Raw genomic sequence first — 25,600 nt, forward strand, 5'->3', positions numbered from 1 at the left:
GAGGGCTAGGGTGAGGGGCAAATCGATGCTCCTTAGCCGATCGCCATCAGGCTGGCGTTGCCGCCGGCGGCGGCAGTGTTGATGGAGGTCGAAACCTCTTCCAGGAGCCAGTTGAGGCAATAGGCGTCGGGGTTGCGAGCGATCTCTTCTTTCGAAGCAGCCTGGACGAGCACCAGCGGACCGGGCAGCGCCGCGATCGCCTTGTTGACGACGCGGATGCGTTCGGCGTCGCCCTCGACGAGGGCGCCGGCGAAGGGGCCGTCCGCGGCCCAGTCCTTCGACCAGGAGACGCGCAACGCGACGCCATGCGGAAGGTCCTTGAGCGAAGGCTGCAAGCCGGAGGCGGCGTCGATGACGACGCTGTTGCCGGTCGCCAGCGCTGCGGCGAGCTGGTGGTAGAGACCCGTCTCGGTCTGCGGCACGAGCAGGACCCGGCCGCGCGGGTGGAGTGCGTAAAGATTGCGCTCACCGACCGGACCCGGCAGCTCCAGCGCGAGCCCGAGTGCCGAGGTGCTGCCGGCGTTGCGCGCTGCGTCCGCTTCGGTCTTTGCGTCACGGCCATCGAGCCACTTGGCGAAGTCGAGGAGGGCAGGGTCCGTATGAATGGAGCTGTGCTGTGGCGGCACTGGCGCGGTCGTTACCAGCCGGCCGAGATAGAGCGGGCCGCCCGCCTTCGGACCGGTGCCGGAAAGGCCGCGTCCGCCGAAGGGTTGCACACCGACGACGGCGCCGATGATATTGCGGTTGACGTAGAGATTGCCGGCCTTCACGCGGCTCGTCACATGCGCGATCGTTTCGTCGAGGCGCGTGTGGAGGCCGAAGGTCAGGCCATAGCCGGTGGCGTTGATGTCATCGACCAGCCGGTCGAGATCCTCGCGGCGGTACCGGATGACGTGCAGCACCGGCCCGAATACCTCACGCTTGAGATCGGAGAGTTTCTGAAGCTCGATGATCGTCGGCGGCACGAAGGTGCCCTGATCCGTCTCGGCGGCAAGACCGATCTGCTCCACCTTGCGGCCGAGCCCGCGCATCGCGTCGATGTGCTTTTCGATGATGCCTTTCGCCTCGGCGGTGATGACCGGACCGACATCGACGGAAAGCCGGTCGGTGCGGCCGATGTTGAGTTCGTGCAGCGCACCCTTCAGCATGGCAAGCGTGCGATCGGCGACGTCCTCCTGCAGGCAGAGCACGCGCAGTGCCGAGCAGCGCTGGCCGGCGCTGTCGAAGGCCGATGCGATCACGTCGCCGACCACCTGTTCGGCAAGCGCCGAGGAATCGACGATCAACGCGTTCTGCCCGCCGGTCTCGGCGATCAGCGGGATCGGTCGTCCGGCAGGCGAAAGCCGGTCGGAAAGTTGCGCCTGAATGAGCCGCGCGACCTCCGTCGAGCCGGTGAACATCACTCCGGCGATCTCCGAGGCGGCGACCAGCACCGCGCCGACGCGGCCGTCGCCGGGCAGGAGCTGCAGCACGTTGGCCGGAATGCCCGCCTCGTGCAGGAGGCGCACGCCTTCGGCCGCGATCAGCGGCGTTTCCTCAGCGGGCTTGGCAAGCACCGGATTGCCCGCGACGAGCGCAGCGGCGATCTGGCCGGTGAAGATTGCCAGCGGGAAGTTCCAGGGGCTGATGCAGACGATCGGGCCGAGAGGCCTGTGGGCCGGGCCGAGCGTGCGGCGCGTCTGTTCGGCGTAGTAGCGCAGGAAGTCGATTGCCTCGCGCACTTCGGCGATCGCGTTCGGCAGCGACTTGCCGGCCTCGCGGGCGATAAGTCCGAGCAGCGTCGGCATGCGCGCCTGCATCAGGTCGGCCGCGCGGTCGAGGCAGGCGGCCCGTTCCGCTGGAGCAACGGCGGCCCACGCTTCGGCAGCCTCGAGCGCAAGGCGGGCCGCGCGCTTGGCGTCCTCGTCCGACGTTTCCGTCACCGAGCCGACGATATCACGGTGGTCGCCGGGATTGACGACCGGGCGGGTTTCGCCCGAGGCCGCGCCGGTCGCAAGCTGCGGAACGGAGGTCCAGGCAGTCGCGGCGCTTGCCTTCAATGCTTCCGTCAGCAATGCGAGACTGTCTTCATTCGAGAGATCGAGGCCGGCGGAATTGGTGCGGGCCTCGCCAAAGAGCTTGGCCGGAAAGGCGATCTGATCGTGCTTCGCGCCGACCACCGGCATGGAGCGGACGATGTCGACCGGATCGGCGGTGAGCTCGTCGACGGAGACCTTCGGGTCGGCGATACGGTTGACGAAGGAGGAGTTCGCGCCGTTTTCGAGCAGGCGGCGGACGAGGTAGGCGAGCAGCGTCTCATGCGTGCCGACCGGCGCATAGATGCGGCATGGACGGTCGAGATTGTTGCGGCCGACGACCTCGTCGTAAAGCGGCTCGCCCATGCCGTGCAGGCACTGGAACTCGTATTTGCCGACCTGAAAATCCTTGCCGGCCATATGGTAGATGGTGGCAAGCGTCTGCGCGTTGTGGGTGGCAAACTGCGGGAAGATAACGTCCGTCGCCGAAAGCAGCTTGCGGGCGCAGGCGACATAGGAAACGTCGGTATAGATCTTGCGGGTAAAGACAGGGAAATCCTCAAGCCCGTCGAGCTGGGCGCGCTTGATCTCGGCATCCCAATAGGCGCCCTTGACGAGGCGCACCATGATGCGCCGGCCCGACCGGCGCGCGAGATCGATGATGAAATCCAGAACGAACGGGCAGCGCTTGCCGTAGGCCTGCACGACGAAGCCCATGCCGTTCCAGCCGGACAGATCCGCATCAAGGCAAAGGTCTTCGAGAAGATCGAGCGACAGCTCCAGCCGGTCGGCTTCCTCGGCGTCGATGTTGAGACCGATGTCGTATTTCTTGGCGATGAGCGCGAGCGCCTTCACCTTCGGCAGCAATTCGCCCATGACGCGGGAGGCCTGCGCGCGCGAATAGCGCGGATGGAGGGCAGAGAGCTTGATCGAGATGCCGGGACCTTCGTAGATACCGCGCCCGGCCGAAGCCTTGCCGATCGCATGGATCGCGGCTTCGTAGTCCTTGTAATAGCGCTCCGCATCGGCCGCCGTGGTCGCCGCTTCGCCGAGCATGTCGTAAGAGTAGCGGAAGCCCTTCTGTTCGAGCGCCCGCGAGCGGCGCAGCGCCTCGTCGATCGTCTCGCCGGTGACGAACTGCTCGCCCATCATCCGCATCGCCATGTCGACGCCCCGGCGGATCACCGGTTCGCCGCAACGGGCGATCAGCCGCGTGAGTGCCGCCGCCAGGCTGCGGTCGTTGACGGTTGAGGTCAGCTTGCCGGTGACGACGAGGCCCCAGGTCGCGGCGTTGACGAACAGCGAGCGGCCCCCGCCGAGATGCGACTTCCAGTCGCCGTCGGAGATCTTGTCGCGGATCAGCGCGTCGCGGGTCGCCGTATCGGGAACGCGCAGCAGCGCTTCCGCAAGGCACATCAGCGCGACGCCTTCCTGACTGGATAGCGAATATTCGTGCACCAGTCCCTCGACGCCTGACCCCTTATGCTTGGCACGGAGCGCCTCGATCAGCCTGCGGGCGGTTTTAGCGGCGGCATCGCGGGTTTCCCTGGGCAGGGTCGCGGCCTCGATGAGCGCCGGCAGGCATTCCGTTTCCGGGCGGCGATAGGCGGCCGTGATGGCCCGGCGGAGCGTGGTTTGCGGCCGGATCGGCGGCGCGAAGTCGGCGAAGGGCGCCGGCGCTGCGTTCATGGCTGAGGGGGATTTTTGAAGCTTGGTCTGGCTCATCGAACGCGGTCCTCCACGGAGCGGTAACAGGCGTCTGGCGCCTCTGATTTCGTGGGCCGAAAATACGCTTGACGCCGCCGAACATCCATCCGGCAAATCTCGGCACTATCGGAATATTTCGCTGCCGATCTGCCAGCAAACGGCGGAACATGCGGAGTGTCGCGGTGAGCGCCGGATGATCGAGTGTCACGCGGCAGCGCCGAAATGGCGTGCGCGCGCAATCAGACACTCGTCGTCACCGGGCATGCACGTCCGGCACACGATCGGTCGCACCGCATAAATCTTGCAGGCGACGAAGCGGCCAAGCGTGCCGTCGAGCGCCGTGCATCGATCGTTCTCGCAACGCATGCCACCAAGATCGGCAGCGACGTATTCTGCCGGAATGCGATCGAGTTCCTCGTCTGTCTCCAGCGAGAAGCGCGGCCAGTCGGCCGAATAGGCACAACAGGCGCCGCAGCTTTGACAGTCGAAATCCTGGCTGGCGAAATCCTGGCTGGCGAAATCCTGGCTGGATGAAACGGAATGGGTCATGGCCCAACCTAACACGAAGGCGGTGGCGTCGAAACGGTCGTTATGCCAGTGCCGCGTCGCGCCGGGCGATTTCGTAGTCTTCGGTATGGACGAGCACGCCGTCATCGGTAACCAGGATGATGCCATAGGCCGCCGGTTCGTCGACTGAGAGCGAGGCGTCCGGCGTATCGAAGGGCATCGGCTGTTGATGGACCGGGCTCTTGAAAATCGAGAACGGAATACCGCGACTGGAACCGCTGATCGTGCGATGAACATGACCGGCGAAGATGTGGCGCACATTGCCGTGGCGTTTCACGAGCGCGTAGAATTCCTGACCGTTGATCAGACGGATCATGTCGATGCTCGTGAAGCCGGTCACATGCGGAGGATGGTGCATGAAGATCAGCACCGGCCGGGCGCCGGCCTCGGCGAGTTGCCGATCGAGCCAGGCAAGACGCTTTTGGCAAAGATGCCCGGCGTGGCTCACGGGATAGTCGTAGGGCGGCGCAAACAGGGTGTCGAGCAACACGGCGCGACAGTCGGCAAAATCGATCGCCTGCTGGACGAAACCGTTCTCGTCGGTCGCCGCACCGGAAAAAACCTGGAGGAAAACCTCGCGCCTGTCGTGGTTGCCGATCATCATCGCCGCCGGTGGAACGAGTTCACCAAGGATCGCCTTCAGGCGTTCATAGGACGGGCGGTCGGCCCCGTGCGTGAGATCTCCGGCAAAGATCACCCGATGCGCATCGGCGTGATGGCGATTGACGTGAGCAATCCCGTTGGCGAGCCGCCGATAGGGATCAAGCCCGATGATTGTTAGACCTTCGGGAACCATATGCAGGTCGGTGAAGATGATGAACTTCGTCATGCTCGTTCCGGTGATATGCCGCGCTTTCACGCTCCCGCGCCGGGGCACGACCGTCAAGCGGCATCTTTGGGCGAATGGACCGCAGGTGATGTTTGGATGCACTTGTCGAGACCGTTCCGTTGCCCATCTTGCAGCGGGCTGGTGAACGCTGTATGCATCACCGCGTTGTCTGATATATCAGGTGAGGAGCCGTGCCGGTCGAGATCGGTGAACGGCCGAAAGATGCGATATCCGGAGATAGGTCATGAGATGGAAGCGCACGATCCAGTTGCTGGATGTTCATTGCGAGGGCGAAATCGGCAAGGTGGCGATCGGCGGCGTGCCGAAGATCCCGGGCAACTCGATCGCCGAGCAGTTGAACCACATCAACACGGTCGACGACAGCCTGCGCCGGTTCCTCTGCCTTGAGCCGCGTTCCGGATCGATCGGCTCGGTCAACCTGCTCGTGCCGCCGAAGCGGCCGGAGGCCGATGCCGGCTTCATCATCCTGCAGGCGGACCAAGCCCACGCGATGTCTGGCTCCAATTCGATCTGCGTGACGACGGCGCTGCTCGAATCCGGCATGATCGAGATGAAGGAGCCGGAGACGGTGGTGATGCTCGACACGGCGGCCGGCCTCGTCAAGGCGACGGCTACCTGCCGCGACGGGCGGTGCGAAAGGGTGAAGCTCACCATGGTGCCGTCCTTCGTGCAGGAGTTGGACGTTGAGGTCGATACCCCGGAATGGGGCCGCATCAAGCTCGATCTCTGCTTCGGCGGTATTTTCTACGCGCTGGTCGATGTCCGCCAGATCGGCACGACGATCGAAAAGGCGAATGCGCGGCGGATTGTCGAGGCGGGCATGCTGCTCAAGGATCTCGTCAACCGCACGATCCCGGTCGTCCATCCGGAGATCCCCGAAATCAGCGGCGTCGCCTATGTGATGTTCCGCGACACCGAGGCGGATGGCACGGTTCGCACCTGCACGACGATGTGGCCGGGCCGCGTCGATCGTTCGCCTTGCGGCACCGGTAGCTCGGCGAACCTGGCAACGCTTCACGCGCGAGGCCGGGTGAAGCCCGGCGATATCCTCAAATCCCGGTCGATCATCGGCTCCGAGTTTGAGGTGGGGCTCGAAGGCGTGACGACAGTCGCCGGCAGGGAGGCAATTATTCCGACCATCTCCGGTCGGGGCTGGACGTTCGGCCTGCACCAGGTGGCGCTCGATCCGTTCGATCCGCTCGCCGAAGGATTTGCGCTGACCGATACCTGGGGGCCGCAGGCGGGCGAGATCCGCTGAGGCCCGATCGCGCGGCGGGCACTATCCCGCCGCGCACAGATGGCGTCTTCATTTGGACCGGTCCATCTTGGCCAGCATGGCGGTGCGCAAGATGCTGCCGGTGGCGATCGGGTCGAGCTTTTGCTGGCCAAGCGGATCGCCTTGGTAGGCTGCCTGCCTGAACAGTTCCTGTGCGGCGACAGGATTGCGCCGCACGCCTTCACCGCTTTCGAACATCAGGCCGAGGTTGATCATCGCGTCCACATTGCCGCGTTCGGCCGCGAGACCGTAGAATTTTGCGGCCTCGAGATTGTCTTCCGGCACCGCCTTGCCCTCGTCCAGCATCACCGCCAGGTTGAATGCTGCGACGTCGTCGCCGGCGATCGATGCCCGCTCGAACCAGCGGATTGCGAGCGCGCCGTCAGTGGCAGTGCCGACACCGTCGCGATAGGCGACGCCGAGATTGTAGGCGGCGAGAATGTTTCCGGCTGCCGCGGCGCGCTCATAGAGCCCGAACGCCGTTTCGGCCTCGCCCGCCGCGGCAAGCTGTGCGCCGTAGTTCACCATGGCCAGCGCATGACCGTTGCGCGCGGCTTCCTCGAGGATGCGGCGCGACTGTATTTTCTGCCCGGCCTTGTCGAGGACACGCGCGAGCTGGAATTGTGTGCGTGCATCGCCATTCTGGTTGTAGGCTTCGCGGCAGGCGGAGAGCGCAATGCCGATACGGATGTCTTCCGTCGAAACGCTCGGGAACGACCGGTTCCGCTCCGAGTCGAATTCGCTGCCCGCTTCGCGGTCGCATTGTTCCGCGGCGGTCAGATCGCCGGCACGCGCCGCGGGCAGGGCGATGGCAGCAAACGAAAGGAGCATGATAGCCGCTAGTAGCAGAATGTTGGCGATGCGAATGCGCTGGTTGATCCGGTTGTCCATGACGGTTTCCCTCTTTGCGGCTCGATCCTAGAGCGGTTGCAGCACTGCACCTGTTCCTGGGGAAACAGCGGCACATCGGATCGGGCGGCGAAGTTGTGGGTGAGAGCGCCTGCGTCCTGCCAGGCGAGGTGCGTCTTGCTTCGCCTGTGTGTGCGGTTATCCTCTGAGGCGCCGGAGGCTCGAACAGGGAGCGTTGCGAGAGGCAGCGAGCAAAGCCGATGCGGCAGATATATGTGAAAAGGCGAATCTTCGTCGGCGGCCTGATGTTGACGGCCGTGGTGGGCCGCTCGGCGAACGCGGCGCCCAATTCCGTGGTCGGCAAGGCCGAGAAGATACGTGGCAACGTACGCCGCCGGCAGGGAGAGGACGAGGCCCAGCTTGCCGTCGGCGGCGACGTTCTCGACAACGACTATGTCTCGACGAGCACCAACAGCTTTGCCGATCTGGCGCTGAGCGACACGCGCATCCTGCTCGGCCCGCAAACGGAACTCTTGATCGACAGGTTCATCGCCGGTCAGGGCGGCACGCTCGAGCTCGGCCTCGGCCGGATGGTCTTCGACCGGCCGGAAGGGCTTTCGAAGGTTGACGTGGCGGTGCGCACGGCTTTCGGGATGATCGGCGTGCGCGGCACGAAATTCTTCTGCGGCCCGAGCCGGGCAGCTTTCGCCGTCTTCGTGGAGCGTGGAGCGGTCTCGGTCCAGGGCGGCGGTGTGATGCGCACGGTTGCAGCCGGCCAGGGCGTCGACTTCGACCGGCCGGGCGCGGCGCCATCGGAACTCACAAACTGGGGGCAGGCCCGCATTAGGGAAGCCTATGCGAGCGTCGGCTTGCTGTAACGCGCGTCCTCACGCCGGCAATGGCGGGTCAGCGACTGTGAAGAGCTCCATCGGTCCGAACCCACGGATATCATGGCGCCCCAGTGCCCGGAGAGGTGCATCCGATTGCGCCGCTGCCGCTGGCCCGATGCAGATTGCCGTTCCGAGGAATTTGTTCGCGTCCTGAAGCCGCGCCGCGAGGTTCACCGCGTCGCCATGAGCGGTGTAGTCGAGCTTGCCGCCCGCGCCTACCTCGCCGAGCACGGCAAGCCCGGTTTCGACGCCGATCCGGGTTCGGCCGAAACTGTTTTCGGCAAATTGTGGCCGCCGCCGCATTTCTTCGGTCAGGGCGTGGATCGCCATGGCGCATTCGATCGCCTTGTTGACGTGATCGTCGAGATCCTCCGGCGCGTTGAAGAGCGCGTGCACGGCGTCGCCGACCACCTTGTCGACCATGCCGCCATGGCGGGCGACGAGCGCGTTCACTTCCGCGAAATAGATGTCGAGGAGCGCCACGAGCTCACGAGCGCCGAGCTTGCGGGCGAGAGTCGAGAATCCCTCGATATCGGTGAAAAGCGCGGTGACCACGCGTTCCTCGCCGGCCACGCGTCCGGCATTCGGCTGGTCGATGTAGCGCGCGACGACGGACTGCGGCAGGTATTGCGAAAATTTCTGCCGCGCGATCGCCTCGGCGCGCCGCACGTGGGCGAGTTGCAGCGCACTTGTCACGACGAGTACAGCGGCGAGCGCCGCACCGATGCCGACTGCATCGACGAGCCAGCCCGTCGCGGCATAAATGCCGCCGGCGCCGGCGATGACGAAGAGCAGCGCGAGGAGGCCGAGGGCGAGGGTCGTGAGTGGTCGAAGCCGCGTCGCGCCAACGGCCGCAAGCGTGCCGGCCGCAAAAGCGAACAAGGCTTCCAGGACTAAGAGTCCACCATACCGATAGGGAACGAAGCCGGTGATGATCGCATTGGCGATATCGGCGTGGATCTGCACCGAAGGCTCGAGTGGCATCGAGGCGCTCGGTCTCAGCCCGCCGAAGCTCGGCATGCTGCTGCCGACGAAGACCAGTTTGCCCGCAAGGCGGCTCCGATCGACCGTGTCTGCCATGACGTCGGCAGCCGAGAGCGTGCGCGCGGCGATCGCCTCTTCCGAACTTGCGACGAAGCGCAGGTTTCCCGCCTCGTCGAGGGGGATGACGGCATGATCGAGCCTGAGCCAGGCAGGCTCGCCGCCGAGCACCGGCGTGCTGCTCCCGGTTGTGAGACGTCCCGCTTCGATCGCGAGCGCCGGGTAGGCGTCGTTGCCGAGAATCGCAAAAGCCTGCGCCCGCCGCACGCGCGCGTCCTCGTCGCCGACGAGAAAGCCGGCGCTCGCCGCCTTGGATCGGTCCATGAACGCCGGGCAGGATGTTTCCGCCCCGGCAATGAACCACGGCTCCGGCACCGCAAGCGGACGTCTGAGCGCGAGCGGAGGAATGGGACGCGGATGCTCCAGGGCACGGTCAGCCGCGAGAAAGCCCAGAACGACAGGTGCCTCCGCGATAGCGGAAGCAAGCGCAACATTGCCTGCGGCGTCGGCCTCGCATTCGGAGCTGAAAACGAAATCGACCGCAATCACCTTCGGTCCGGCGGCGGCCAGCCGCGATATCAGCGCCGCCGTTTCGGCCCGGTCCCAGTTTCCGGAGCCAAGCGCCTCATGCGCCTTGCGATCGACGTCGACGACGGTGATGTCCGGTGACCGGGGCGAGGTCACCCATTGCGTGAGGTTGTCGAAGAAAAGTTCACGCGGGGTTTTAAAGACCGTTTCGCCATAGAGATAAAGGAGCAGCGCCGCCGCCAGGCTTGCGACGATCCCGCCGAAGAGCGGGGTGACGCGACGGTGGAGGCGGTGCTTCGCACGCAATCGAGCTAGGCCTCCTCGGGATCGGCGACACTCAGCAGGCGATCGACGTTGCAGCAAATGATGCCTTCCGTGCGCTTCAGCGCACCGCATTCCTCAAGCGACAGAATGGCGCGATTCACCTTTGGCCGGCTCGCGCCAAGAATGGCGGCGATGTCGGTCTGGCTCAAGGTCAGGCGCAGATTGGCGCTGCTCGGAAGCTCGTGGCCGTGGATCTGTTTGAGCGTTGCCAGAAAGAAACGGGCGACGCGGGCGTTGAGGTCGTAGAGCGCGATCGTTTCCAGCCGCTCGGTGGTGTCGCGAAGCTGCGCGCATAGAAAACGGATCACAGCTTCGGCGATCTGTGGCCTATGGATGATGAGATCGAGGAAGGGCTTCTTGCCGATCACGTAGCCTTCGGATGCGATGACCGCTGTCGCGTCGGCCGACCGCGGCTGGCCGTCGAGCAGGGCCATTTCACCGAAGAGTGCGCCCCCCTCATGCTGGCGCAGCATCAGTTCGCGGCCCTGCGGTGTGAACAGCGAGAGCTTGATGCGGCCGGAAACCACGACAACCATGTAGTTGCCTTCGTCGCCGCGCTGGAAGATGACCGTACCTGCCGGCCATTTCCGGTACGTGGCGATGCCGGCGAGCTCCGTCAGCGTCTCCTTGTCGAACTCCTCGAAAATCGGAAAGGATCGCCAGAAGGCGGGACTTCTGTTGACTTCAGCCATGACATCTCCCCTGCGTTCCCTGCAACGCGTTGAAATTCTTCGCCCAGTCCTTCCGTCGTTGCAATAGAAAAGAGCTGTTCGGACCCGGGGGTGGTTGACGATAGCTCGTGTCTGTCTCCTATTTGTGAACGATGTGTTATCGGTAGTGCAGCTAGATGTTTTTGAAAATGTTGATATTTCTACTGCCAACACGTTTCCAACAGGAGCCTCGCGCATGTCTCAGAATGTCATCGTCCTTGTCGGGCGAATCCTCCTTTCGATCATGTTCATCATGTCCGGCTTCGGCAAGGTGACCGACCCGACGGCCACTGCCGGCATGATCGCCGGCGCAGGGTGGCCGGCTGCAACGGCACTCGCCTACCTCGCCGGTCTGTTTGAACTCGTTGCCGGTCTTGCGGTCCTCGTCGGCTTCCAGACGCGCATTGCGGCCTATCTGCTGGCCGCCTTCTGCCTTGTCACCGGTCTCGTCTTCCACAGCGGCGCCATCAACGTTCCGGACTTTCCGGCAGCTGCCAACGGCCTGCTGACCGTCTTCAACCAGATCATGCTGATGAAGAACATCACCATCGCCGGTGCTTTCCTGGTGCTGGCTGCCTTCGGTCCGGGCGCGCTTTCGGTCGATGCCCGCACTGGAAGGGCCCTCGCCACCGCCTAAGGCGCGACGAAAGTTTCCGACCAGAACAAAGAACCCGCCGGCTGTCCCGGCGGGTTCTTGCATTGTTACGTGATGTCAGGGGTAGATGACACCCTTCCGCAGAATGACGTTGCCATAAAGGCGTGGTTCGCTGGTCTGCACCACTGTATGGGCGGCCTTCACGCGCGGATAGAAGTCGGCGCCGAGGAGCGGCACGACCTCCCGCGATGGCTCATGCTTGCCGCAGCATTCGATGATTTCCCGATGTACGGGGTCGAGCGCCTGCTTGTCCTGCTTGACGGTGGCGCGGAAGATCGCCTCTGGCACGAAATCGTCGATCGGGAGGACGCTCAAGATCGCGTCGAGCACGGGGATGAGCCTGTGTCCGTCGAGGCGGACGAGGCGACGCGCATGTTCCTCGCCCGGATAGTTGCCGTCGACCAGCGCGATCTCGTCGCCGTGACCCATTGCCCTCAGTGCCGCGAGAAGTTCCGGGCCGAGCAGCGGGTTTATTCCTTTCAGCATCAACTAAGCTCCTTGAAGAGGACATTGGTGTCCAGCAGATAGCGCGAAAACAGCGGAAGGCTGGCGCCGCCGATCGCCCGGGCGTGGCTTCCGACAGCGCCTTCGACGAGATCCGGGACCGTCACGCCCTGGAGGTCGAGCGTCTGCAGCGCGCGGCGCGTCGCCGCAAGGATGCGCGCCCGCACCCAGGCGGGAAAACCGCCATCGATGACGGCCGCCGAGAAATCGATGATCGAGGCGGAGGAGACGACGGCCTGTGCGAGCGCATAGGCGGTGTCCTGGATCCAGATCTCGAGCGGTTCGCCGAAGTCGATCCAGTCGTCGGCCGAGTACCAGAGCGGCTGCGGATCGATGCCACGCTCGCGCAAGAGGTTTTCAAGCACGAAGACCGAAGCGATCTTCAGCAGTTGCGTCGACTTGCCGTCCTTGCCGGAGACCGGCAGCGGGCCGACCGCCCCTGCGGTTCCGGTCCGTCCGGAAAACAGGGCGGAGTTGAGGACGATGCCGCCGCCGATGAAAGAGCCGATATAGAAATAGACGAAGTCGGGGTAGCTTGAGCCGACACCGAAGGCGAGTTCCGCTCCACAGGCGCTCGTTCCGTCGTTCTGCAGAAAGACCGGGTGGCGTGTCTGTGCGGCCACGGCCGCCTGCAGGTTGGCGTCACGCCAGCGGTCCATTTCTTCCCGCGGCGCGCCGACTTCCTCGGCCCAGTTCCAGAGTTCGAAGGGCGTCGCGATACCGACGCCGGCGATCCGCGCCCGCTGCTCGGGCGCAAGTTGCTGCTCGAGTTTTTCAATGCCGCCGACGATGAAGGTGACGAGGTCCTCGGGTAGCGGGTAGGTGTGGATCTGATGCAGATGCAGCCGGATATTGCCGACAAAATCCATCAAGACCAGGTCGGCGCTGCGGCGGCCGATCTTGACGCCGAAGGAGTAGACCGCATCCGGATTGAGGCGCATCGGGATCGACGGCTGCCCGACACGACCGCGCACCGGGGCGCCACGGATCAACAGACCGTCACGTTCCAGGGCGCGCATGATGACCGAGACGGTTTGAGCGGAGAGGCCGGAGCGACGGGCGATGTCCGCTTTCGACAGGCTGCCGTGGCGGCGAACCAGCGACATGACCAGGCGCTCGTTATAGGCGCGCACGCGGGTCTGGTTCGCCCCGCCGCTTGGGTCTATCACGTCCGGTTGTGTCGATCCCCCGCGGGAATCGCCTGTCAGTGACATGCCACCGTCTCCTCCCGTTGGCACCACTGCATGATTCCTTGAACCAATGTAAGGACAAAATCATGCAGCAATTTCAAAGTGCTACGGCGACTCTTGCGCGTCCTGTCGGACGTGCGGCGCTGTAGATGCTCGCTTGGCGCGAGTCTGTTGTTTCCACTTCAGGTGGATCTGTCAATTTGCCGGGGACGGTCGGGGTTCCTCCAAGCTCGTTCGAGCCTCAGAATGCCATAACTGAATAATAATTCAATTTGATTTATTTATTGACACCCAAAAACTTTGGTGTTTGACTTACCTTCGGAAGCGCCGTCCGCAGGAAGGAGAATGCTGCGGCGGCGATGCCTGTGCCGGTCCGCCGGCGTTTTCATCCTTGGGAGGGTTTTATGAAGAAAACAGTTCTTTCTGCCGCATTCGGCGCGCTCGCGCTTGGCGTGGCCTTCGCTTCGCCGTCGCAGGCGGCCGATGTCTCCGCCTGCCTCATCACCAAGACCGACACCAATCCCTTCTTCGTGAAGATGAAGGAAGGTGCCACCGCCAAGGCGCAGGAACTCGGCATGACGCTGAAGTCCTATGCCGGCAAGATCGACGGCGATTCCGAAAGCCAGGTTGCGGCGATCGAAACCTGCATCGCCGATGGCGCCAAGGGCATCCTGATCACCGCGTCCGATACCAAGGGCATCGTGCCCCAGGTGCAGAAGGCGCGTGACGCCGGCATCCTGGTCATCGCGCTCGACACCCCCCTCGAGCCGCTCGATGCCGCTGACGCCACTTTCGCGACAGACAACCTGCTTGCCGGCAAGCTGATCGGCCAATGGGCGGCCGCGACGCTCGGTGACGCGGCCAAGGAAGCCAAGGTCGCCTTCCTCGACCTGACGCCGTCGCAGCCGACCGTCGACGTCCTGCGCGACCAGGGCTTCATGATCGGCTTCGGCATCGACCCGAAGGACCCGAACAAGATCGGTGACGAGGACGACGCACGCATCGTTGGCCACGACGTCACCAACGGCAACGAAGAAGGCGGACGCACGGCAATGGAGAACCTTCTCCAGAAGGATCCGACCATCAACGTCGTGCACACCATCAACGAACCGGCGGCCGCCGGTGCCTACGAGGCGCTGAAGGCCGTCGGCCGTGAAAAGGACGTGCTGATCGTTTCCGTCGACGGTGGTTGCCCGGGCGTCAAGAACGTCGCCGACGGCGTCATCGGCGCGACGTCGCAGCAATACCCGCTGATGATGGCCGCGCTCGGCATCGAGGCGATCAAGAAGTTCGCCGACAGCGGCGAAAAGCCGAAGCCGACCGAAGGCAAGGACTTCGTCGATACCGGCGTCTCGCTCGTCACCGACAAGCCGGTCTCGGGTGTCGAGTCGATCGACACCAAGGTCGGCACGGACAAGTGCTGGGGCTGATCGGCTCCTGATCGAGACAGATCATGTGACAGGGAAGGGCGGCCCCGGCCGCCCTTCGTGTAAGCGCCACAGCCTTTGACAAGGCGCGGAAAACCTGCACAATTTTTAGTAATTGCTGAAACTCGCCGCGATCACAGGCGGGCCGCATCCGGCAGCAATGCAACCCCCCTTGGGAGTGGGGTTCACGGGAGGAGTCTCCATGGCCGAACCAAATACAGCCGCACAGCCATCCCAGGAATTCGAAAAGGTCCTGGCCAACAGCTCGACGGACGTGGCGTCCTTCGACACGCATGACAAGACGCCGCTACAGAAGCTCCAGCATTTCCTTCATTCGAGCCCGGCCGCCGTTCCTCTGATCGTGCTGGTCCTGTCGCTGGCGACCTTCGGCGCCATCCTCGGCGGCAAGTTCTTTTCCGCCTTCACGCTGACGCTGATCCTGCAGCAGGTGGCGATCGTCGGCATCGTCGGTGCTGCGCAGACGCTTGTCATCCTCACGGCTGGCATCGATCTCTCGGTCGGCGCCATGATGGTGCTGTCGTCGGTGATCATGGGGCAGTTCACCTTCCGCTACGGCCTGCCGCCGGCCTTGTCCGTCCTCTGCGGTCTTGGCGTCGGCGCACTCTGCGGCTTCATCAACGGCACGCTCGTTGCGCGCATGAAGCTGCCGCCCTTCATCGTCACGCTGGGCATGTGGCAGATCGTGCTCGCCACCAATTTTCTTTATTCGGCCAACGAGACGATCCGCGCCCAAGATATCTCCGCCAACGCGCCGATCCTGCAGTTTTTCGGCCAGAACTTCCGTATCGGCAGCGCTGTCTTCACCTATGGCGTAATCGCCATGGTGCTTCTCGTGGCCTTGCTCTGGTATGTGCTCAACCGCACGGCTTGGGGCCGCTATGTTTACGCGGTCGGCGACGATCCGGAGGCGGCCAAGCTCGCCGGCGTCAATGTCAAGGGCATGCTCGTTACCATCTACACTCTGTCGGGCCTCATCTGCGCGCTCGCCGGCTGGGCCCTGATTGGCCGTATCGGCTCCGTTTCACCGACGGCCGGCCAGTTCGCGAACATTGAATCGATCACCGCCGTGGTGATCGGCGGCATCTCGCTGTTCGGTGGCCGCGGCTCCATCCTCGGCATGCTCTTCGGGGCGTTGATCGTCGGCGTCTTCTCGCTCGGACTTCGCCTCATGGGCACGGACCCGCAATGGACCTATCTCCTGATCGGCTTGCTGATCATCATCGCCGTCGCAATCGACCAGTGGATCAGAAAGGTAGCAGCCTGATGGCACAACAACCCATCCTCACCGCTCGCGGTCTCGTCAAGCGCTACGGTCGCGTGACCGCTCTCGACCACGCCGATTTCGATCTCTATCCGGGTGAGATCCTGGCCGTGATCGGCGACAATGGCGCTGGCAAATCCTCGATGATCAAGGCGATCTCTGGTGCCATCAACCCGGACGAGGGTGAGATCCAGCTCGAAGGCCAGACGGTGAATTTCCGCTCGCCGATGGAAGCCAGAAAGGCCGGCATCGAAACCGTCTATCAGAACCTCGCCTTGTCGCCGGCGCTGTCGATCGCCGATAACATGTTCCTCGGCCGCGAGATCCGCAAACCGGGCATCATGGGCAAGTGGTTCCGCTCGCTGGACCGCGCGGCCATGGAAAAACAGGCGCGGGCAAAGCTCTCCGAACTCGGCCTAATGACGATCCAGAACATCAATCAGGCGGTGGAAACGCTGTCGGGCGGTCAGCGTCAGGGTGTTGCCGTCGCGCGCGCCGCGGCGTTCGGTTCCAAGGTCGTCATCATGGATGAGCCGACGGCCGCTCTCGGGGTCAAGGAAAGCCGGCGCGTGCTCGAACTGATCCTCGATGTCCGCCGTCGCGGCCTGCCGATCGTGTTGATCTCGCACAATATGCCGCACGTCTTCGAGGTCGCGGACCGGATCCATATCCACCGTCTCGGCCGGCGGCTCTGCGTCATCAATCCGAAGGAATACACGATGTCGGATGCGGTCGCCTTCATGACCGGTGCCAAGGCGCCGCCCGGCGAGGTGCTGGCCGCATGAATCTGCAGGCCTTGACGGACGAGATCCTGAAACGGGCGGCCGGCGCTGCCCGTTTCATCGTTGCGATCGCCGGCCCTCCGGGCGCCGGCAAATCGACGCTCTCCGAAGCGCTCGCAGAGGCCCTCGTCGCAGCCGGGGAGAAGGCGGCCGTGCTGCCGATGGACGGCTTCCATATGGACAATGCCGTCCTTGAAGAGAAGGGACTGCTTGCCCGCAAGGGCGCGCCCGAAACCTTCGACTTCCGATCGTTTCTCTCGACGGTCGTCGCCGTTCGGGCCAATGACGGCGAGGTCCTCGTGCCAATCTTTGACCGATCGCGCGAACTCGCAATTGCGTCCGCGCGGGTGGTCGCACCGGAAACGCACATCGTCCTGGTCGAAGGCAACTATCTCATGCTCGACGAAGCGCCGTGGAACAGGCTTGATGGCGCCTTCGATTTTTCGATCTTCATCGATCCCGGTCTTGAGGTGATCGAGCGGCGATTGCTGAAGCGCTGGTTCGATCACGGCTACGACGACGAGACAGCGAGGACGAAGGCATTCGGCAACGACATCCCGAATGCGCGGCGCGTCCTCGACAGCCGTCGGCCAGCCGACCGTGTCATCCGGGATTTCTGAGAGATGGCTCGGAGCGGGATGAGGAAAAGTGTGCGCGGTTTTCCGCCCGCATCCCGCTCTCAGATTTTCGAATCGCCATTGTGTTTTGCGGCGCAATGATGATATCGAGGCGCGGTTTCACCACATGAAGTCCCGCCCATCGAGCGCACCGACCGGCCCGAACGCCGCTCGCGCCGATCGGACGCGAGCATCGGGAGAACGCTGACCATGCAAGACCTCGTTATCCGCCGCCCGGATGATTGGCACCTTCACCTGCGCGATGGCGGCATGCTGCGCGGCGTAATCGCCGACACGAGCCGCCACTTCGCCCGTGCCATCATCATGCCCAATCTGGTGCCGCCGGTCGTGACCACCGCCGATGCGGCCGCCTATCGCGAGCGCATCCTCGCGGCCGTCCCCGCGCAGGATCGGTTCGAGCCGTTGATGACGCTCTATCTGACCGAAGGCACGGATCCGGACGATGTCGAGGCCGGATACCGGCGCGGCCTCGTCAAGGCCGTCAAGCTCTATCCGGCAGGGGCAACGACCAACTCTAGCAGCGGCGTTCGCGACATCGAAAAGGCGATGCCGGTGCTGGAACGCATGGCGGAGATCGGCGTGCCGCTCTGCGTCCACGGCGAGGTGACGACCGCGGACGTCGACATCTTCGATCGCGAGGCGGTGTTCATCGAAACCGTACTCGATCCGCTCCGCCGGCGCCTGCCCGAGCTCCGCATCACGATGGAGCATGTGACGACCAAGGATGGCATCGATTACATCACGGCGTCGAAGGCCAATCTCGCCGGTTCGATCACGACTCATCATCTGATCATCAACCGCAACGCCATTCTCGTCGGCGGTATCAAGCCGCATTACTATTGCCTGCCGGTCGCCAAGCGTGAGACGCATCGCCTGGCGCTGCGCGCGGCCGCGACGTCTGGAGACACCCGCTTCTTCCTCGGCACCGATTCCGCGCCGCATGTCGATCCGCTGAAGGAATGCGCCTGCGGCTGCGCCGGCATTTACACCTCGATCAACACCTTGAGCTGCCTCGCCCATGTCTTCGAGGAAGAGGGGGCGCTCGACCGCCTCGAGGCCTTCGTGTCGTTGAATGGACCCGCCTGGTATGGCCTGCCGGTGAACGAGGAGACGATCACCCTGCGCAAGAGCGAAGAGCCGGTCCGTTACCCCGCCAAGGTCGAGACGGAAGCAGGCCCAGTCACGGTTTTCGATCCGATGTTCCCGCTCCACTGGGCGGTTGTCTGATTAACGAGGTTTGTTTTGTCGCGTGACGGAAGCCGGAAACTGGTCCCACTTTTCGGGTCGCGCTAGAAGGAGAGTTTCATGTTTTCCAATGCGTTCACCGACAAGGCGGTGATGGCCGAGCTGGTCGCGAAAATGCTCTGGGAGATCAAGGCGGTGCATTTCCGCGCCGACGAGCCCTACAAGCTTTCCTCCGGCATGGCGAGCCCGGTCTATATCGACTGCCGCAAGCTCATCTCCTATCCGCGCATCCGTTCGGCGGTGATGGATTTCGCCGCCGCGACGATCCTTCGCGAGGCGGGCTTCGAGCAGTTCGACGTCGTCGCCGGCGGCGAGACGGCCGGCATTCCCTTCGCAGCCATGCTTGCGGAGCGTCTTGGCCTGCCGATGATCTACGTGCGCAAGGCCCCGAAGGGCCATGGCCGCAACGCCCAGATCGAAGGCCATATGCCGGAAGGCGCGCGTGTGCTGGTCATCGAGGACCTGACGACCGCCGGCGGCTCGATGTTCAAGTTCATCGACGCGATCCGCGCGGCTGGCGGCATCGTCGATCATGGCATCGCGCTCTTCTACTACGACATCTTCCCGGAAGCGCGGGCGGAAATGAAATCGAAGGGCGTAGATCTGCATTTCATCGCCACGTGGCGCAACGTGCTGGCGGTTGCCCGCGAGCAGGCGCTCTTTGACGAGAAGACGCTGAACGAGGTCGAGGCATTCCTCAACGCCCCGCTCGCCTGGTCCGGCCGCAATGGCGGCGTCAGCGCGCTCGCAGCCCAGTAGACTTTCCCGCTGGCTTTGGCGGGAAATCTGATTTAAATCGATTGAATAATCGATGAGATAATCGACGGAATAACCGGTAAGGGAGGAATGCCGATGATCGTTTGCTGCGGGGAAGCCCTGATTGACATGCTGCCGCGCGACACGGCAGCCGGGGAGAGCGCCTTCGCGCCTTATGCCGGCGGCGCGATCTTCAACACCGCGATCGCGCTGGGGCGGCTCGGCATTCCGACCGGCTTCTTCACCGGCCTCTCCGATGACATGTTCGGCGATATCCTGCGCGCGACGCTGAAAGCCGCGAATGTCGATCTCGGTCCTTGCGCGACCCTCCCGCTGCACACGACGCTTGCCTTCGTGAAGCTCGCTAACGGACACGCGAGCTATGCCTTCTTCGACGAGAACACGGCCGGCCGGATGATCACCAAGGAGCATCTCCCCGCGCTCGGCGATTCTTGTGAAGCGCTGCATTTCGGTGCGATCAGCCTCATTCCCGAACCGTGTGGCTCGACTTACGAAGCCTTGATGGTGCGCGAACACGAAAAACGGGTGATCTCCTTCGACCCGAACATCCGCCCCGGCTTCATCAAGGATCGCGAGGCGCATCTCGGCCGCATGAACCGCATGGCCGCGATGTCCGACATTATCAAGTTCTCGGACGAGGACCTTGCCTGGTTCGGCATGGCAGGCAGCCATGACGAGCTTGCCGCGGAATGGCTGAAACGCGGCCCCAAGCTGGTGCTGATCACCAAGGGCGCGGATGGCGCGGTGGGCTATACGAGGAACCACAAGGTGGAAGTCGGCGGCGAACGGGTAACCGTTGTCGATACGGTCGGCGCCGGCGACACGTTCGATGCCGGCGTGCTCGCTTCATTGAAGCTAGACAACCTGCTGACCAAGGATGCGGTGGCAAATCTCAGTGATGCGGCGGTCCGTCAGGCCCTGGCGCTTGGCGCGAAGGCGGCGGCTGTTACAGTCTCGCGCGCCGGCGCAAATCCGCCGTGGCAATACGAAATCGGACTCTGAGTTTTTCGAACGCCCACGGCGGGGCGCACCGAAGGCTGAAGGGCGCCATTGCTAGCGCCCTTTTTTCTGCTCAGCGCGCAGCCTTCAGCAACGCCGCAACAAGGCCGGCGGTCGAGGAATCGTGGTCCTCGGCGCTTTCCTTGCCTTCGACGACCGGCAGTAGCCCCGTGGCCAGTTCCTTGCCCAGCTCGACGCCCCATTGGTCGAAGGAATTGATGTTGAAGAGCGCACCCTCGACGAAGACGCGGTGCTCGTAAAGCGCGATCAGCCGACCGAGGGCAAAGGGATCGAGCTGATCGTAAACGATGGTGAGAGACGGCCGGTTGCCGGTGAAGACTCGATGCGGTGCGATCTTGTCGGCCTTCGCGTCATCCATGCCCTTCGAGGTGAGCTGCGCCTTGGCTTCCGCAAGGGTGCGGCCCTTCATCAGCGCTTCAGATTGTGCCAGGCAGTTCGCCATCAGCAGCTGGTGCTGGTGGCGCAGGTCCTTTTCATGACCCTTCGCGGCGATCATGAACTCGGCCGGGATGACGTCGGTGCCCTGATGGATGAGCTGGTAGAAGGCGTGCTGGCCGTTGGTGCCCGGTTCGCCCCAGACAACCGGCCCGGTCGAGAATTCGACCGGCGTGCTGTCCATGGTGACGCCCTTGCCGTTCGATTCCATGTCGAGCTGCTGCAGATAGGCCGGAAAGCGTGCAAGGCGCTGGTCATAAGGCAGGATCGCCCGCGACGGATAGCCGAGCACGTTGCGGTGATAGAAACCGATGAGACCCAGCAGCATCGGAATGTTCTGGCGCAGCGGCGCGTCGCGGAAATGTTCGTCGATCGCGTGGCCACCATCGAGGAAGCGGCCGAAATTCTCAGTTCCGATCGCAATCATCAGCGGCAGGCCAATCGCCGACCAGATCGAATAGCGTCCGCCGACCCAGTCCCAGAAGCCGAAGACGCGCTTCTGATCGATGCCGAAGGCAGCGACCTTGTCGAGTGCGGTGGAGACGGCCGCAAAGTGGTGGCCGACTGCCGCCTCGCCGAGCTTGCCGGCGATGAAGGCGCGGGCCGTGGCGGCATTGGTCATCGTCTCGATCGTCGTGAAGGTCTTCGAAGCGACGACGAAGAGCGCGGTTTCCGGATCGATGAGTCTTAGTGTGTCAGCGATATGCGCGCCGTCGATATTGGAAACGAAATGCAGCCGCGGGCCGTCGTGGAAGGGAGCGAGCGCCAGCGTCGCCATCACCGGACCGAGGTCGGAGCCGCCGATGCCGATGTTGATGACATCGGTGATCTTCTTGCCGGTGGCGCCCTTCAACGCACCCGAACGGATGCCATCGGCAAAGGCGCCCATCGCGTCGAGCACGGCGTTGACATCGGGCATCACGTCCTTGCCTTCGACGAGGATCTGCCGGTTGCTCCGGTTCCTGAGCGCCGTGTGCAGCACGGCTCGGCCCTCGGTGATGTTGATGATGTCGCCGCGGAACATGGCATTCCGCTTCTCTTCGACCTTCGCCGCCTCGGCGAGCGCTTCGAGCCCATCGAGAATCCGGTCGTTCACCGCGCATTTCGAATAGTCGAAGAGGAGGTCGCCAAGCGTCGTGCTGAAGCGGGAGAAGCGGTTCCGGTCGGCCGCGAAGGCGGCGCGAATGTCGGTTGCGTTGGTCTCGCGTGCAGTGGCTTTGAGGTTTTCGACAAGCGCTTTCATCGCAGGCTCCTTGCATCGGAAATTGGCTGCGATAGCTAGTCGGTTTGTTTGCGGTAAATCAAGGGCATGTGTGCACTGCAGCGAAAAAAGGCCCACTGGCGTTGCGCCGCCTTCGCCGCATCAGCCTTGAAGCGTCACCCGGTTTCGAGCGTGGATTGCCCCTCACCCTAGCCTTCTCCCCGCAGGGGGGGGGAGGGGACTAAGGCGGCGCCGCGAGTCCCTTCGCCCCGCCTGCGGGGAGAAGGTGCCGGCAGGCGGATGAGGGGCTTTCCCGGACCTCAGCTGCGGCTACCCGCGCAAATCCTTGCGCAGAATCTTGCCGACATTCGACTTCGGCAACTCGGTGCGGAATTCCACGTGTCGCGGCCGCTTGTAGTTGGTGAGGTTGGCGGCGCAGTGGCGCTTGACGTCCTCTTCTGTGAGGTCCGGATCCTTGCGCACGACGAAAAGCTTCACAGCCTCGCCGGAATGCGGATCGGCAATCCCGATAGCGGCGCATTCGAGGATACCCGGGTGCGTTACCGCGATCTCTTCGATCTCGTTCGGGAAGACGTTGAAGCCGGACACGAGGATCATGTCCTTCTTGCGGTCGACGATTTTCGTCAGCCCCTCGGCGTTCATGAAGCCAATGTCGCCGGTGCGGAAGAAGCCGTCCGGCGAGATCGCCTTGTCCGTTTCGTCCGGCCGCTGCCAGTAGCCGGCCATGACCTGCGGACCGCGGATGCAGATTTCGCCAATTTCGCCGACCGGCAGCGTGTTGCCTCCATCATCGCGAATCTCGACCTCGGTGGAGGGGAGCGGCATGCCGATCGTGCCGGTGAAATCGCCCGTGTCGAGCCGGTTGGCGGTCGCGACCGGAGAGGTTTCGGAAAGCCCGTAGCCTTCATGGATCGGGCAGCCGGTCACCGCCAGCCAACGCTCGGCCACCGGCCGCTGCACGGCCATGCCGCCGCCGAAGGTCAGCACGAGCGAGGAAAAGTCGAGCTTCTTGAATTCGGCATTGTTCATCAGTGCGTTGAACAATGTGTTGAGCCCGGGGAAGATGTTCGTCCGGTACTTGCCGAGCTCCTTGACGAAAGCGGGAATGTCGCGCGGATTGGGGATCAAGATGTTGTTGCCGCCCGTCGAGAGGCCCATCAGCGAATTCACCGTAAGCGCGAAAATATGATAGAGCGGCAGCGCGCACATGAAGGTCAGGTTTTCCGGGCGCGCCTTGCGCCGGAAGGCGGTTTCCAGCCACAGCTCCATCTGCGCCATGTTGGAAAGCAGGTTGGAATGGGTGAGGGTGGCGCCCTTGGAGACGCCTGTGGTGCCGCCGGTATACTGCAGGAAAGCGACATCCGACGGCGCCACATGAGGCTTCGTGAGGGTCAGTTTCGTGCCCTTGGCAAGCGCGGCCCTGAAGGAAAAATGTCCGGGGATCGACCAAGCCGGCACGAGCTTCTTGACGCGCCGCACGACGAGATTGACGACCGCTCCCTTGGCGCCGAGCATGTCACCCATGCTGGCGACCACCACATGTTTGACCGATGTGCGGGCGAGGACCTGCTCGACCGTGTGGGCGAAGTTCTCGAGCACGAAGATCGCCTTGGCGCCCGCATCGACGAGCTGATGCTCGAGCTCGCGCGGCGTGTAGAGCGGGTTGATGTTGACCACCGTCAGCCCGGCACGCAGGACGCCGTAGACGATTACCGGGTTCTGCAGGATGTTCGGCATCATCACCGCAACGCGATCGCCCTTCTTGAGGCCGAGCGATTGCAGCCAAGCGCCGATTGCGGCCGAATGGGTATTGAGAGCCGCGAAACTCAGCGATTTGCCCATGCAAGTGAACGCCGGGCGCCAGGAATATTGCGCGACCGCGTGGTCGAAGAACTCACCGATGGAGCGATAGGGCAGGGGGCCGATTTCGGCCGGCACGCCGGGCGGATAGGATTTCAGCCAGATCTTTCCCGCGTTGGAACCCGCCTGCTGCGTGCTTGCTTCCGCCATGACCTCTCTCCCTCTGGTCGCCATTGACCGGCCGTGCTCACGGCGAAGAAAGATCCCTCCCGATCTTCCTCTCCGTCGAAGATGAAGCTTTTGCAGCCTCTCTTCAAGCCGGGAATCCGATTATATGACTTTGACGTAAACGTCAACAATCGGCGCTATGCGATGCATCGGCAGAATGTACGAGATTTCGATGTGCGCTCTAGCATAACTCCTTGCGATAGCTGGCGAACAATCTATAGTGCAGCGCAGCATAATTCCTCTCGGCATCGTTCGTGCTACGCCGTCCACGGCATTTCCACATCTCGCTTTTGAGCAGCGGCTGAAGTGCCGCAGCAAGGCTGTTCCATGTCCGACGAAGTCCTGCCCATTGTCGCGCCCCGCAGCCGCGTTTCCGCCGCCGAGGTTGCCCTCGCCGTCGGCGGGTTCGGTATTGGCACGGGTGAATTTGCAATCATGGGGCTCTTGCCCCAGGTCGCTGAAGACGTCGCCGTCTCTGTGCCGAAGGCCGGCGCCGTGATCAGCGCTTATGCCTTGGGTGTGGTGGTGGGTGCGCCCTTGATTGCGGTCCTCGCCGCCCGCTTTCATGCTCTTCTCGTCCTGATGGCGCTGTTCGCCCTCGGCAATTTTGCAAGCGCGGTAGCCCCGGATTTCTACATGCTGGTCGCTGCGCGTTTCCTCGCCGGGCTGCCGCACGGGGCCTACTTCGGCGTTGCGGCGCTTGTCGCGGCCGGCCTCGCCGCGCCAAACCAGCGGGCGCGGGCGATCGGCCGGGTGATGATGGGCCTGACGATTGCCACGCTCTTCGGCACGCCGCTCGCCGCGTGGTTTGGCCAGGCGCTCGGTTGGCGGACTGCCTTTGCGATCGTCGGCGGCATCAGCCTGCTGACAGTGGTCCTTGTCTGGATCCACGTTCCGCGAGACAAGGGCGATCCGCAGGCAACCCCGCTGCGCGAACTCGGCGCGCTCGGAAAGGTACAGGTCTGGCTGATGCTCGGCATTTGCGCTATCGGCTGCGGCGGCATGTTCGCGGTCTTCAGCTATATCACGCCGGCGCTGACCGAAGTGGCGGGCGTCTCGCTTACCAATGTGCCGATCATGCTGTCCGTCTTCGGCGCCGGGATGATACTCGGCAACATCGTCGGCTCGAGGCTCGCCGACTGGTCGTTGCTGCCGGCGATCGGCATTGCGATCGCCTTCAACATCTTTGCTTACGTGCTGTTCTATTTCACCATGAGCAACCCGCGGATAGCGATCATCAACGTGCTCTTCATCGGCGGCGGCTTTGCCGTCGTGCCCGGCGTGCAGGCGCGTCTGATGGACGTTGCGGGCAAGGCGCAGACGCTTGCCGCCGCCCTCAGCCACTCCGCCTTCAACCTCGCCAATGCGCTCGGCGCCTGGCTCGGCGGCTTGTCGATCGCCGCCGGTTACGGTTGGACCTCCACCGGGCTCGTCGGCGCCATTCTCGGCCTTGCCGGCTTCGCGATCTTCTTCGTCTCGGTCCTCGTCGATCGCAAAACGCGGCGGGCACATCAGCTTGCGAGAACCAATCGGCCCAAATTTGCGAAACAATCTTGAGTCCGCCTAAATTTCCCTGTCATGTCCCGCCGCTAACGTCCGCGGCGGTCGGCGTCTCATCGGAAACTGAGTGTCAACGCC

The 25,600-nt window shown here is 63.6% G+C and carries 21 protein-coding genes; 11 read left to right on the top strand and 10 right to left on the bottom strand.

Annotated features, from left to right (window positions below; genetic code table 11):
• Positions 1-32 precede the first annotated feature (32 nt).
• The 3 genes from putA to spdA all read right to left on the bottom strand — a co-directional run bounded on the left by putA (position 33) and on the right by spdA (position 5,118).
• The gene (gene putA, locus FKV68_RS02735; protein ID WP_180940015.1) at positions 33-3,740 is read right to left on the bottom strand and encodes a trifunctional transcriptional regulator/proline dehydrogenase/L-glutamate gamma-semialdehyde dehydrogenase; all 3,708 of its coding nucleotides are present in this window, start codon (positions 3,738-3,740) and stop codon (positions 33-35) included.
• A 186-nt stretch (positions 3,741-3,926) separates the two neighbouring features.
• Positions 3,927-4,271, bottom strand: coding sequence for a YkgJ family cysteine cluster protein (locus tag FKV68_RS02740; protein ID WP_180940016.1), 345 nt, complete (start codon positions 4,269-4,271; stop codon positions 3,927-3,929).
• Between the two features lie 40 nt (positions 4,272-4,311).
• Positions 4,312-5,118 (bottom strand): 2', 3'cyclic nucleotide phosphodiesterase SpdA, encoded by an 807-nt coding sequence (gene spdA / locus FKV68_RS02745; RefSeq protein WP_180940017.1) that lies wholly within the window; start codon positions 5,116-5,118, stop codon positions 4,312-4,314.
• Positions 5,119-5,362: 244 nt separating this feature from the next.
• Here spdA and FKV68_RS02750 point away from each other — a divergent pair, with 244 nt between their 5' ends.
• Positions 5,363-6,397: a proline racemase family protein gene (locus tag FKV68_RS02750; RefSeq protein ID WP_180940018.1), complete on the top strand. Its 1,035-nt coding sequence runs from the start codon at positions 5,363-5,365 to the stop codon at positions 6,395-6,397.
• 48 nt (positions 6,398-6,445) lie between these two features.
• Here the strand turns inward: FKV68_RS02750 and FKV68_RS33705 are convergent, their stop codons facing one another.
• A complete protein-coding gene (locus tag FKV68_RS33705) occupies positions 6,446-7,306 on the bottom strand; it encodes a tetratricopeptide repeat protein (protein ID WP_180940019.1) in 861 nt (286 codons plus the stop codon).
• A 218-nt stretch (positions 7,307-7,524) separates the two neighbouring features.
• On the opposite strand from FKV68_RS33705, the gene FKV68_RS02760 reads away from it, so the two are divergent.
• The gene (locus tag FKV68_RS02760; RefSeq protein ID WP_180940020.1) at positions 7,525-8,142 is read left to right on the top strand and encodes a FecR family protein; all 618 of its coding nucleotides are present in this window, start codon (positions 7,525-7,527) and stop codon (positions 8,140-8,142) included.
• A 9-nt stretch (positions 8,143-8,151) separates the two neighbouring features.
• Here the strand turns inward: FKV68_RS02760 and FKV68_RS02765 are convergent, their stop codons facing one another.
• The gene (locus tag FKV68_RS02765; protein WP_245181698.1) at positions 8,152-10,029 is read right to left on the bottom strand and encodes a CHASE2 domain-containing protein; all 1,878 of its coding nucleotides are present in this window, start codon (positions 10,027-10,029) and stop codon (positions 8,152-8,154) included.
• Between the two features lie 5 nt (positions 10,030-10,034).
• Entirely contained in the window at positions 10,035-10,739 is a 705-nt protein-coding gene (locus FKV68_RS02770; protein WP_180940022.1) for a Crp/Fnr family transcriptional regulator, read from the bottom strand.
• 214 nt (positions 10,740-10,953) lie between these two features.
• Here FKV68_RS02770 and FKV68_RS02775 point away from each other — a divergent pair, with 214 nt between their 5' ends.
• Positions 10,954-11,394, top strand: coding sequence for a DoxX family protein (locus FKV68_RS02775; RefSeq protein ID WP_180940023.1), 441 nt, complete (start codon positions 10,954-10,956; stop codon positions 11,392-11,394).
• Between the two features lie 75 nt (positions 11,395-11,469).
• Here FKV68_RS02775 and FKV68_RS02780 read toward each other — a convergent pair whose 3' ends face one another.
• Complete coding sequence (locus tag FKV68_RS02780; protein WP_180940024.1) at positions 11,470-11,898, bottom strand: RbsD/FucU family protein; 429 nt, start codon at positions 11,896-11,898, stop codon at positions 11,470-11,472.
• Positions 11,898-13,130 (bottom strand): ROK family transcriptional regulator, encoded by a 1,233-nt coding sequence (locus FKV68_RS02785; RefSeq protein ID WP_180940025.1) that lies wholly within the window; start codon positions 13,128-13,130, stop codon positions 11,898-11,900. Before FKV68_RS02785 ends, FKV68_RS02780 begins: the two co-directional genes overlap by 1 nt.
• Before the next feature lie 380 nt (positions 13,131-13,510).
• Here FKV68_RS02785 and FKV68_RS02790 point away from each other — a divergent pair, with 380 nt between their 5' ends.
• The 7 genes from FKV68_RS02790 to FKV68_RS02820 all read left to right on the top strand — a co-directional run bounded on the left by FKV68_RS02790 (position 13,511) and on the right by FKV68_RS02820 (position 20,259).
• Positions 13,511-14,536, top strand: coding sequence for a sugar ABC transporter substrate-binding protein (locus tag FKV68_RS02790; RefSeq protein WP_180940026.1), 1,026 nt, complete (start codon positions 13,511-13,513; stop codon positions 14,534-14,536).
• Between the two features lie 199 nt (positions 14,537-14,735).
• Entirely contained in the window at positions 14,736-15,818 is a 1,083-nt protein-coding gene (locus FKV68_RS02795; RefSeq protein WP_180940027.1) for an ABC transporter permease, read from the top strand.
• On the top strand, positions 15,818-16,600 hold the full coding sequence (locus FKV68_RS02800) for an ATP-binding cassette domain-containing protein (protein WP_180940028.1): 783 nt from the start codon (positions 15,818-15,820) through the stop codon (positions 16,598-16,600). Before FKV68_RS02795 ends, FKV68_RS02800 begins: the two co-directional genes overlap by 1 nt.
• Positions 16,597-17,217, top strand: a complete 621-nt coding sequence (locus FKV68_RS02805) for a nucleoside triphosphate hydrolase (protein WP_180940029.1) — start codon at positions 16,597-16,599, stop codon at positions 17,215-17,217. Before FKV68_RS02800 ends, FKV68_RS02805 begins: the two co-directional genes overlap by 4 nt.
• 207 nt (positions 17,218-17,424) lie before the next feature.
• Entirely contained in the window at positions 17,425-18,462 is a 1,038-nt protein-coding gene (gene pyrC / locus FKV68_RS02810; protein ID WP_180940030.1) for a dihydroorotase, read from the top strand.
• Positions 18,463-18,540: 78 nt separating this feature from the next.
• Positions 18,541-19,239, top strand: a complete 699-nt coding sequence (locus FKV68_RS02815) for an orotate phosphoribosyltransferase (protein WP_180940031.1) — start codon at positions 18,541-18,543, stop codon at positions 19,237-19,239.
• Positions 19,240-19,332: 93 nt separating this feature from the next.
• Positions 19,333-20,259: a carbohydrate kinase family protein gene (locus tag FKV68_RS02820; protein ID WP_180941390.1), complete on the top strand. Its 927-nt coding sequence runs from the start codon at positions 19,333-19,335 to the stop codon at positions 20,257-20,259.
• 70 nt (positions 20,260-20,329) lie between these two features.
• Here FKV68_RS02820 and pgi read toward each other — a convergent pair whose 3' ends face one another.
• Complete coding sequence (gene pgi / locus FKV68_RS02825) at positions 20,330-21,955, bottom strand: glucose-6-phosphate isomerase (RefSeq protein WP_180940032.1); 1,626 nt, start codon at positions 21,953-21,955, stop codon at positions 20,330-20,332.
• 288 nt (positions 21,956-22,243) lie between these two features.
• Positions 22,244-23,944 (bottom strand): long-chain fatty acid--CoA ligase, encoded by a 1,701-nt coding sequence (locus FKV68_RS02830; RefSeq protein ID WP_180940033.1) that lies wholly within the window; start codon positions 23,942-23,944, stop codon positions 22,244-22,246.
• Between the two features lie 345 nt (positions 23,945-24,289).
• Between FKV68_RS02830 and FKV68_RS02835 the strand changes: the two genes are divergently transcribed.
• Positions 24,290-25,519 carry an MFS transporter gene (locus tag FKV68_RS02835; protein WP_180940034.1) on the top strand — a complete coding sequence of 410 codons (1,230 nt, stop codon included), beginning with the start codon at positions 24,290-24,292 and terminating at the stop codon, positions 25,517-25,519.
• Positions 25,520-25,600 lie beyond the last annotated feature (81 nt).

Origin of the sequence: Sinorhizobium mexicanum, from assembly GCF_013488225.1 — a bacterium.
In the GTDB taxonomy this organism is placed as follows: Bacteria; Pseudomonadota; Alphaproteobacteria; order Rhizobiales; family Rhizobiaceae; genus Sinorhizobium; species Sinorhizobium mexicanum.

Excerpts from the sequence above, each read along its gene's own strand:
- FKV68_RS02770 (WP_180940022.1), bottom strand. The coding sequence starts at position 10,739 with ATGGCTGAAGTCAACAGAAGTCCCGCCTTCTGGCGATCCTTTCCGATT.
- FKV68_RS02760 (WP_180940020.1), top strand. The coding sequence starts at position 7,525 with ATGCGGCAGATATATGTGAAAAGGCGAATCTTCGTCGGCGGCCTGATG.
- putA (WP_180940015.1), bottom strand. The coding sequence starts at position 3,740 with ATGAGCCAGACCAAGCTTCAAAAATCCCCCTCAGCCATGAACGCAGCG.
- FKV68_RS02830 (WP_180940033.1), bottom strand. The coding sequence starts at position 23,944 with ATGGCGGAAGCAAGCACGCAGCAGGCGGGTTCCAACGCGGGAAAGATC.
- FKV68_RS02835 (WP_180940034.1), top strand. The coding sequence starts at position 24,290 with ATGTCCGACGAAGTCCTGCCCATTGTCGCGCCCCGCAGCCGCGTTTCC.
- FKV68_RS02785 (WP_180940025.1), bottom strand. The coding sequence starts at position 13,130 with ATGTCACTGACAGGCGATTCCCGCGGGGGATCGACACAACCGGACGTG.
- FKV68_RS33705 (WP_180940019.1), bottom strand. The coding sequence starts at position 7,306 with ATGGACAACCGGATCAACCAGCGCATTCGCATCGCCAACATTCTGCTA.
- pgi (WP_180940032.1), bottom strand. The coding sequence starts at position 21,955 with ATGAAAGCGCTTGTCGAAAACCTCAAAGCCACTGCACGCGAGACCAAC.
- FKV68_RS02820 (WP_180941390.1), top strand. The coding sequence starts at position 19,333 with ATGATCGTTTGCTGCGGGGAAGCCCTGATTGACATGCTGCCGCGCGAC.
- FKV68_RS02740 (WP_180940016.1), bottom strand. The coding sequence starts at position 4,271 with ATGACCCATTCCGTTTCATCCAGCCAGGATTTCGCCAGCCAGGATTTC.
- FKV68_RS02780 (WP_180940024.1), bottom strand. The coding sequence starts at position 11,898 with ATGCTGAAAGGAATAAACCCGCTGCTCGGCCCGGAACTTCTCGCGGCA.
- pyrC (WP_180940030.1), top strand. The coding sequence starts at position 17,425 with ATGCAAGACCTCGTTATCCGCCGCCCGGATGATTGGCACCTTCACCTG.
- FKV68_RS02815 (WP_180940031.1), top strand. The coding sequence starts at position 18,541 with ATGTTTTCCAATGCGTTCACCGACAAGGCGGTGATGGCCGAGCTGGTC.
- FKV68_RS02790 (WP_180940026.1), top strand. The coding sequence starts at position 13,511 with ATGAAGAAAACAGTTCTTTCTGCCGCATTCGGCGCGCTCGCGCTTGGC.
- FKV68_RS02800 (WP_180940028.1), top strand. The coding sequence starts at position 15,818 with ATGGCACAACAACCCATCCTCACCGCTCGCGGTCTCGTCAAGCGCTAC.
- FKV68_RS02775 (WP_180940023.1), top strand. The coding sequence starts at position 10,954 with ATGTCTCAGAATGTCATCGTCCTTGTCGGGCGAATCCTCCTTTCGATC.
- FKV68_RS02750 (WP_180940018.1), top strand. The coding sequence starts at position 5,363 with ATGAGATGGAAGCGCACGATCCAGTTGCTGGATGTTCATTGCGAGGGC.
- FKV68_RS02805 (WP_180940029.1), top strand. The coding sequence starts at position 16,597 with ATGAATCTGCAGGCCTTGACGGACGAGATCCTGAAACGGGCGGCCGGC.
- FKV68_RS02795 (WP_180940027.1), top strand. The coding sequence starts at position 14,736 with ATGGCCGAACCAAATACAGCCGCACAGCCATCCCAGGAATTCGAAAAG.
- spdA (WP_180940017.1), bottom strand. The coding sequence starts at position 5,118 with ATGACGAAGTTCATCATCTTCACCGACCTGCATATGGTTCCCGAAGGT.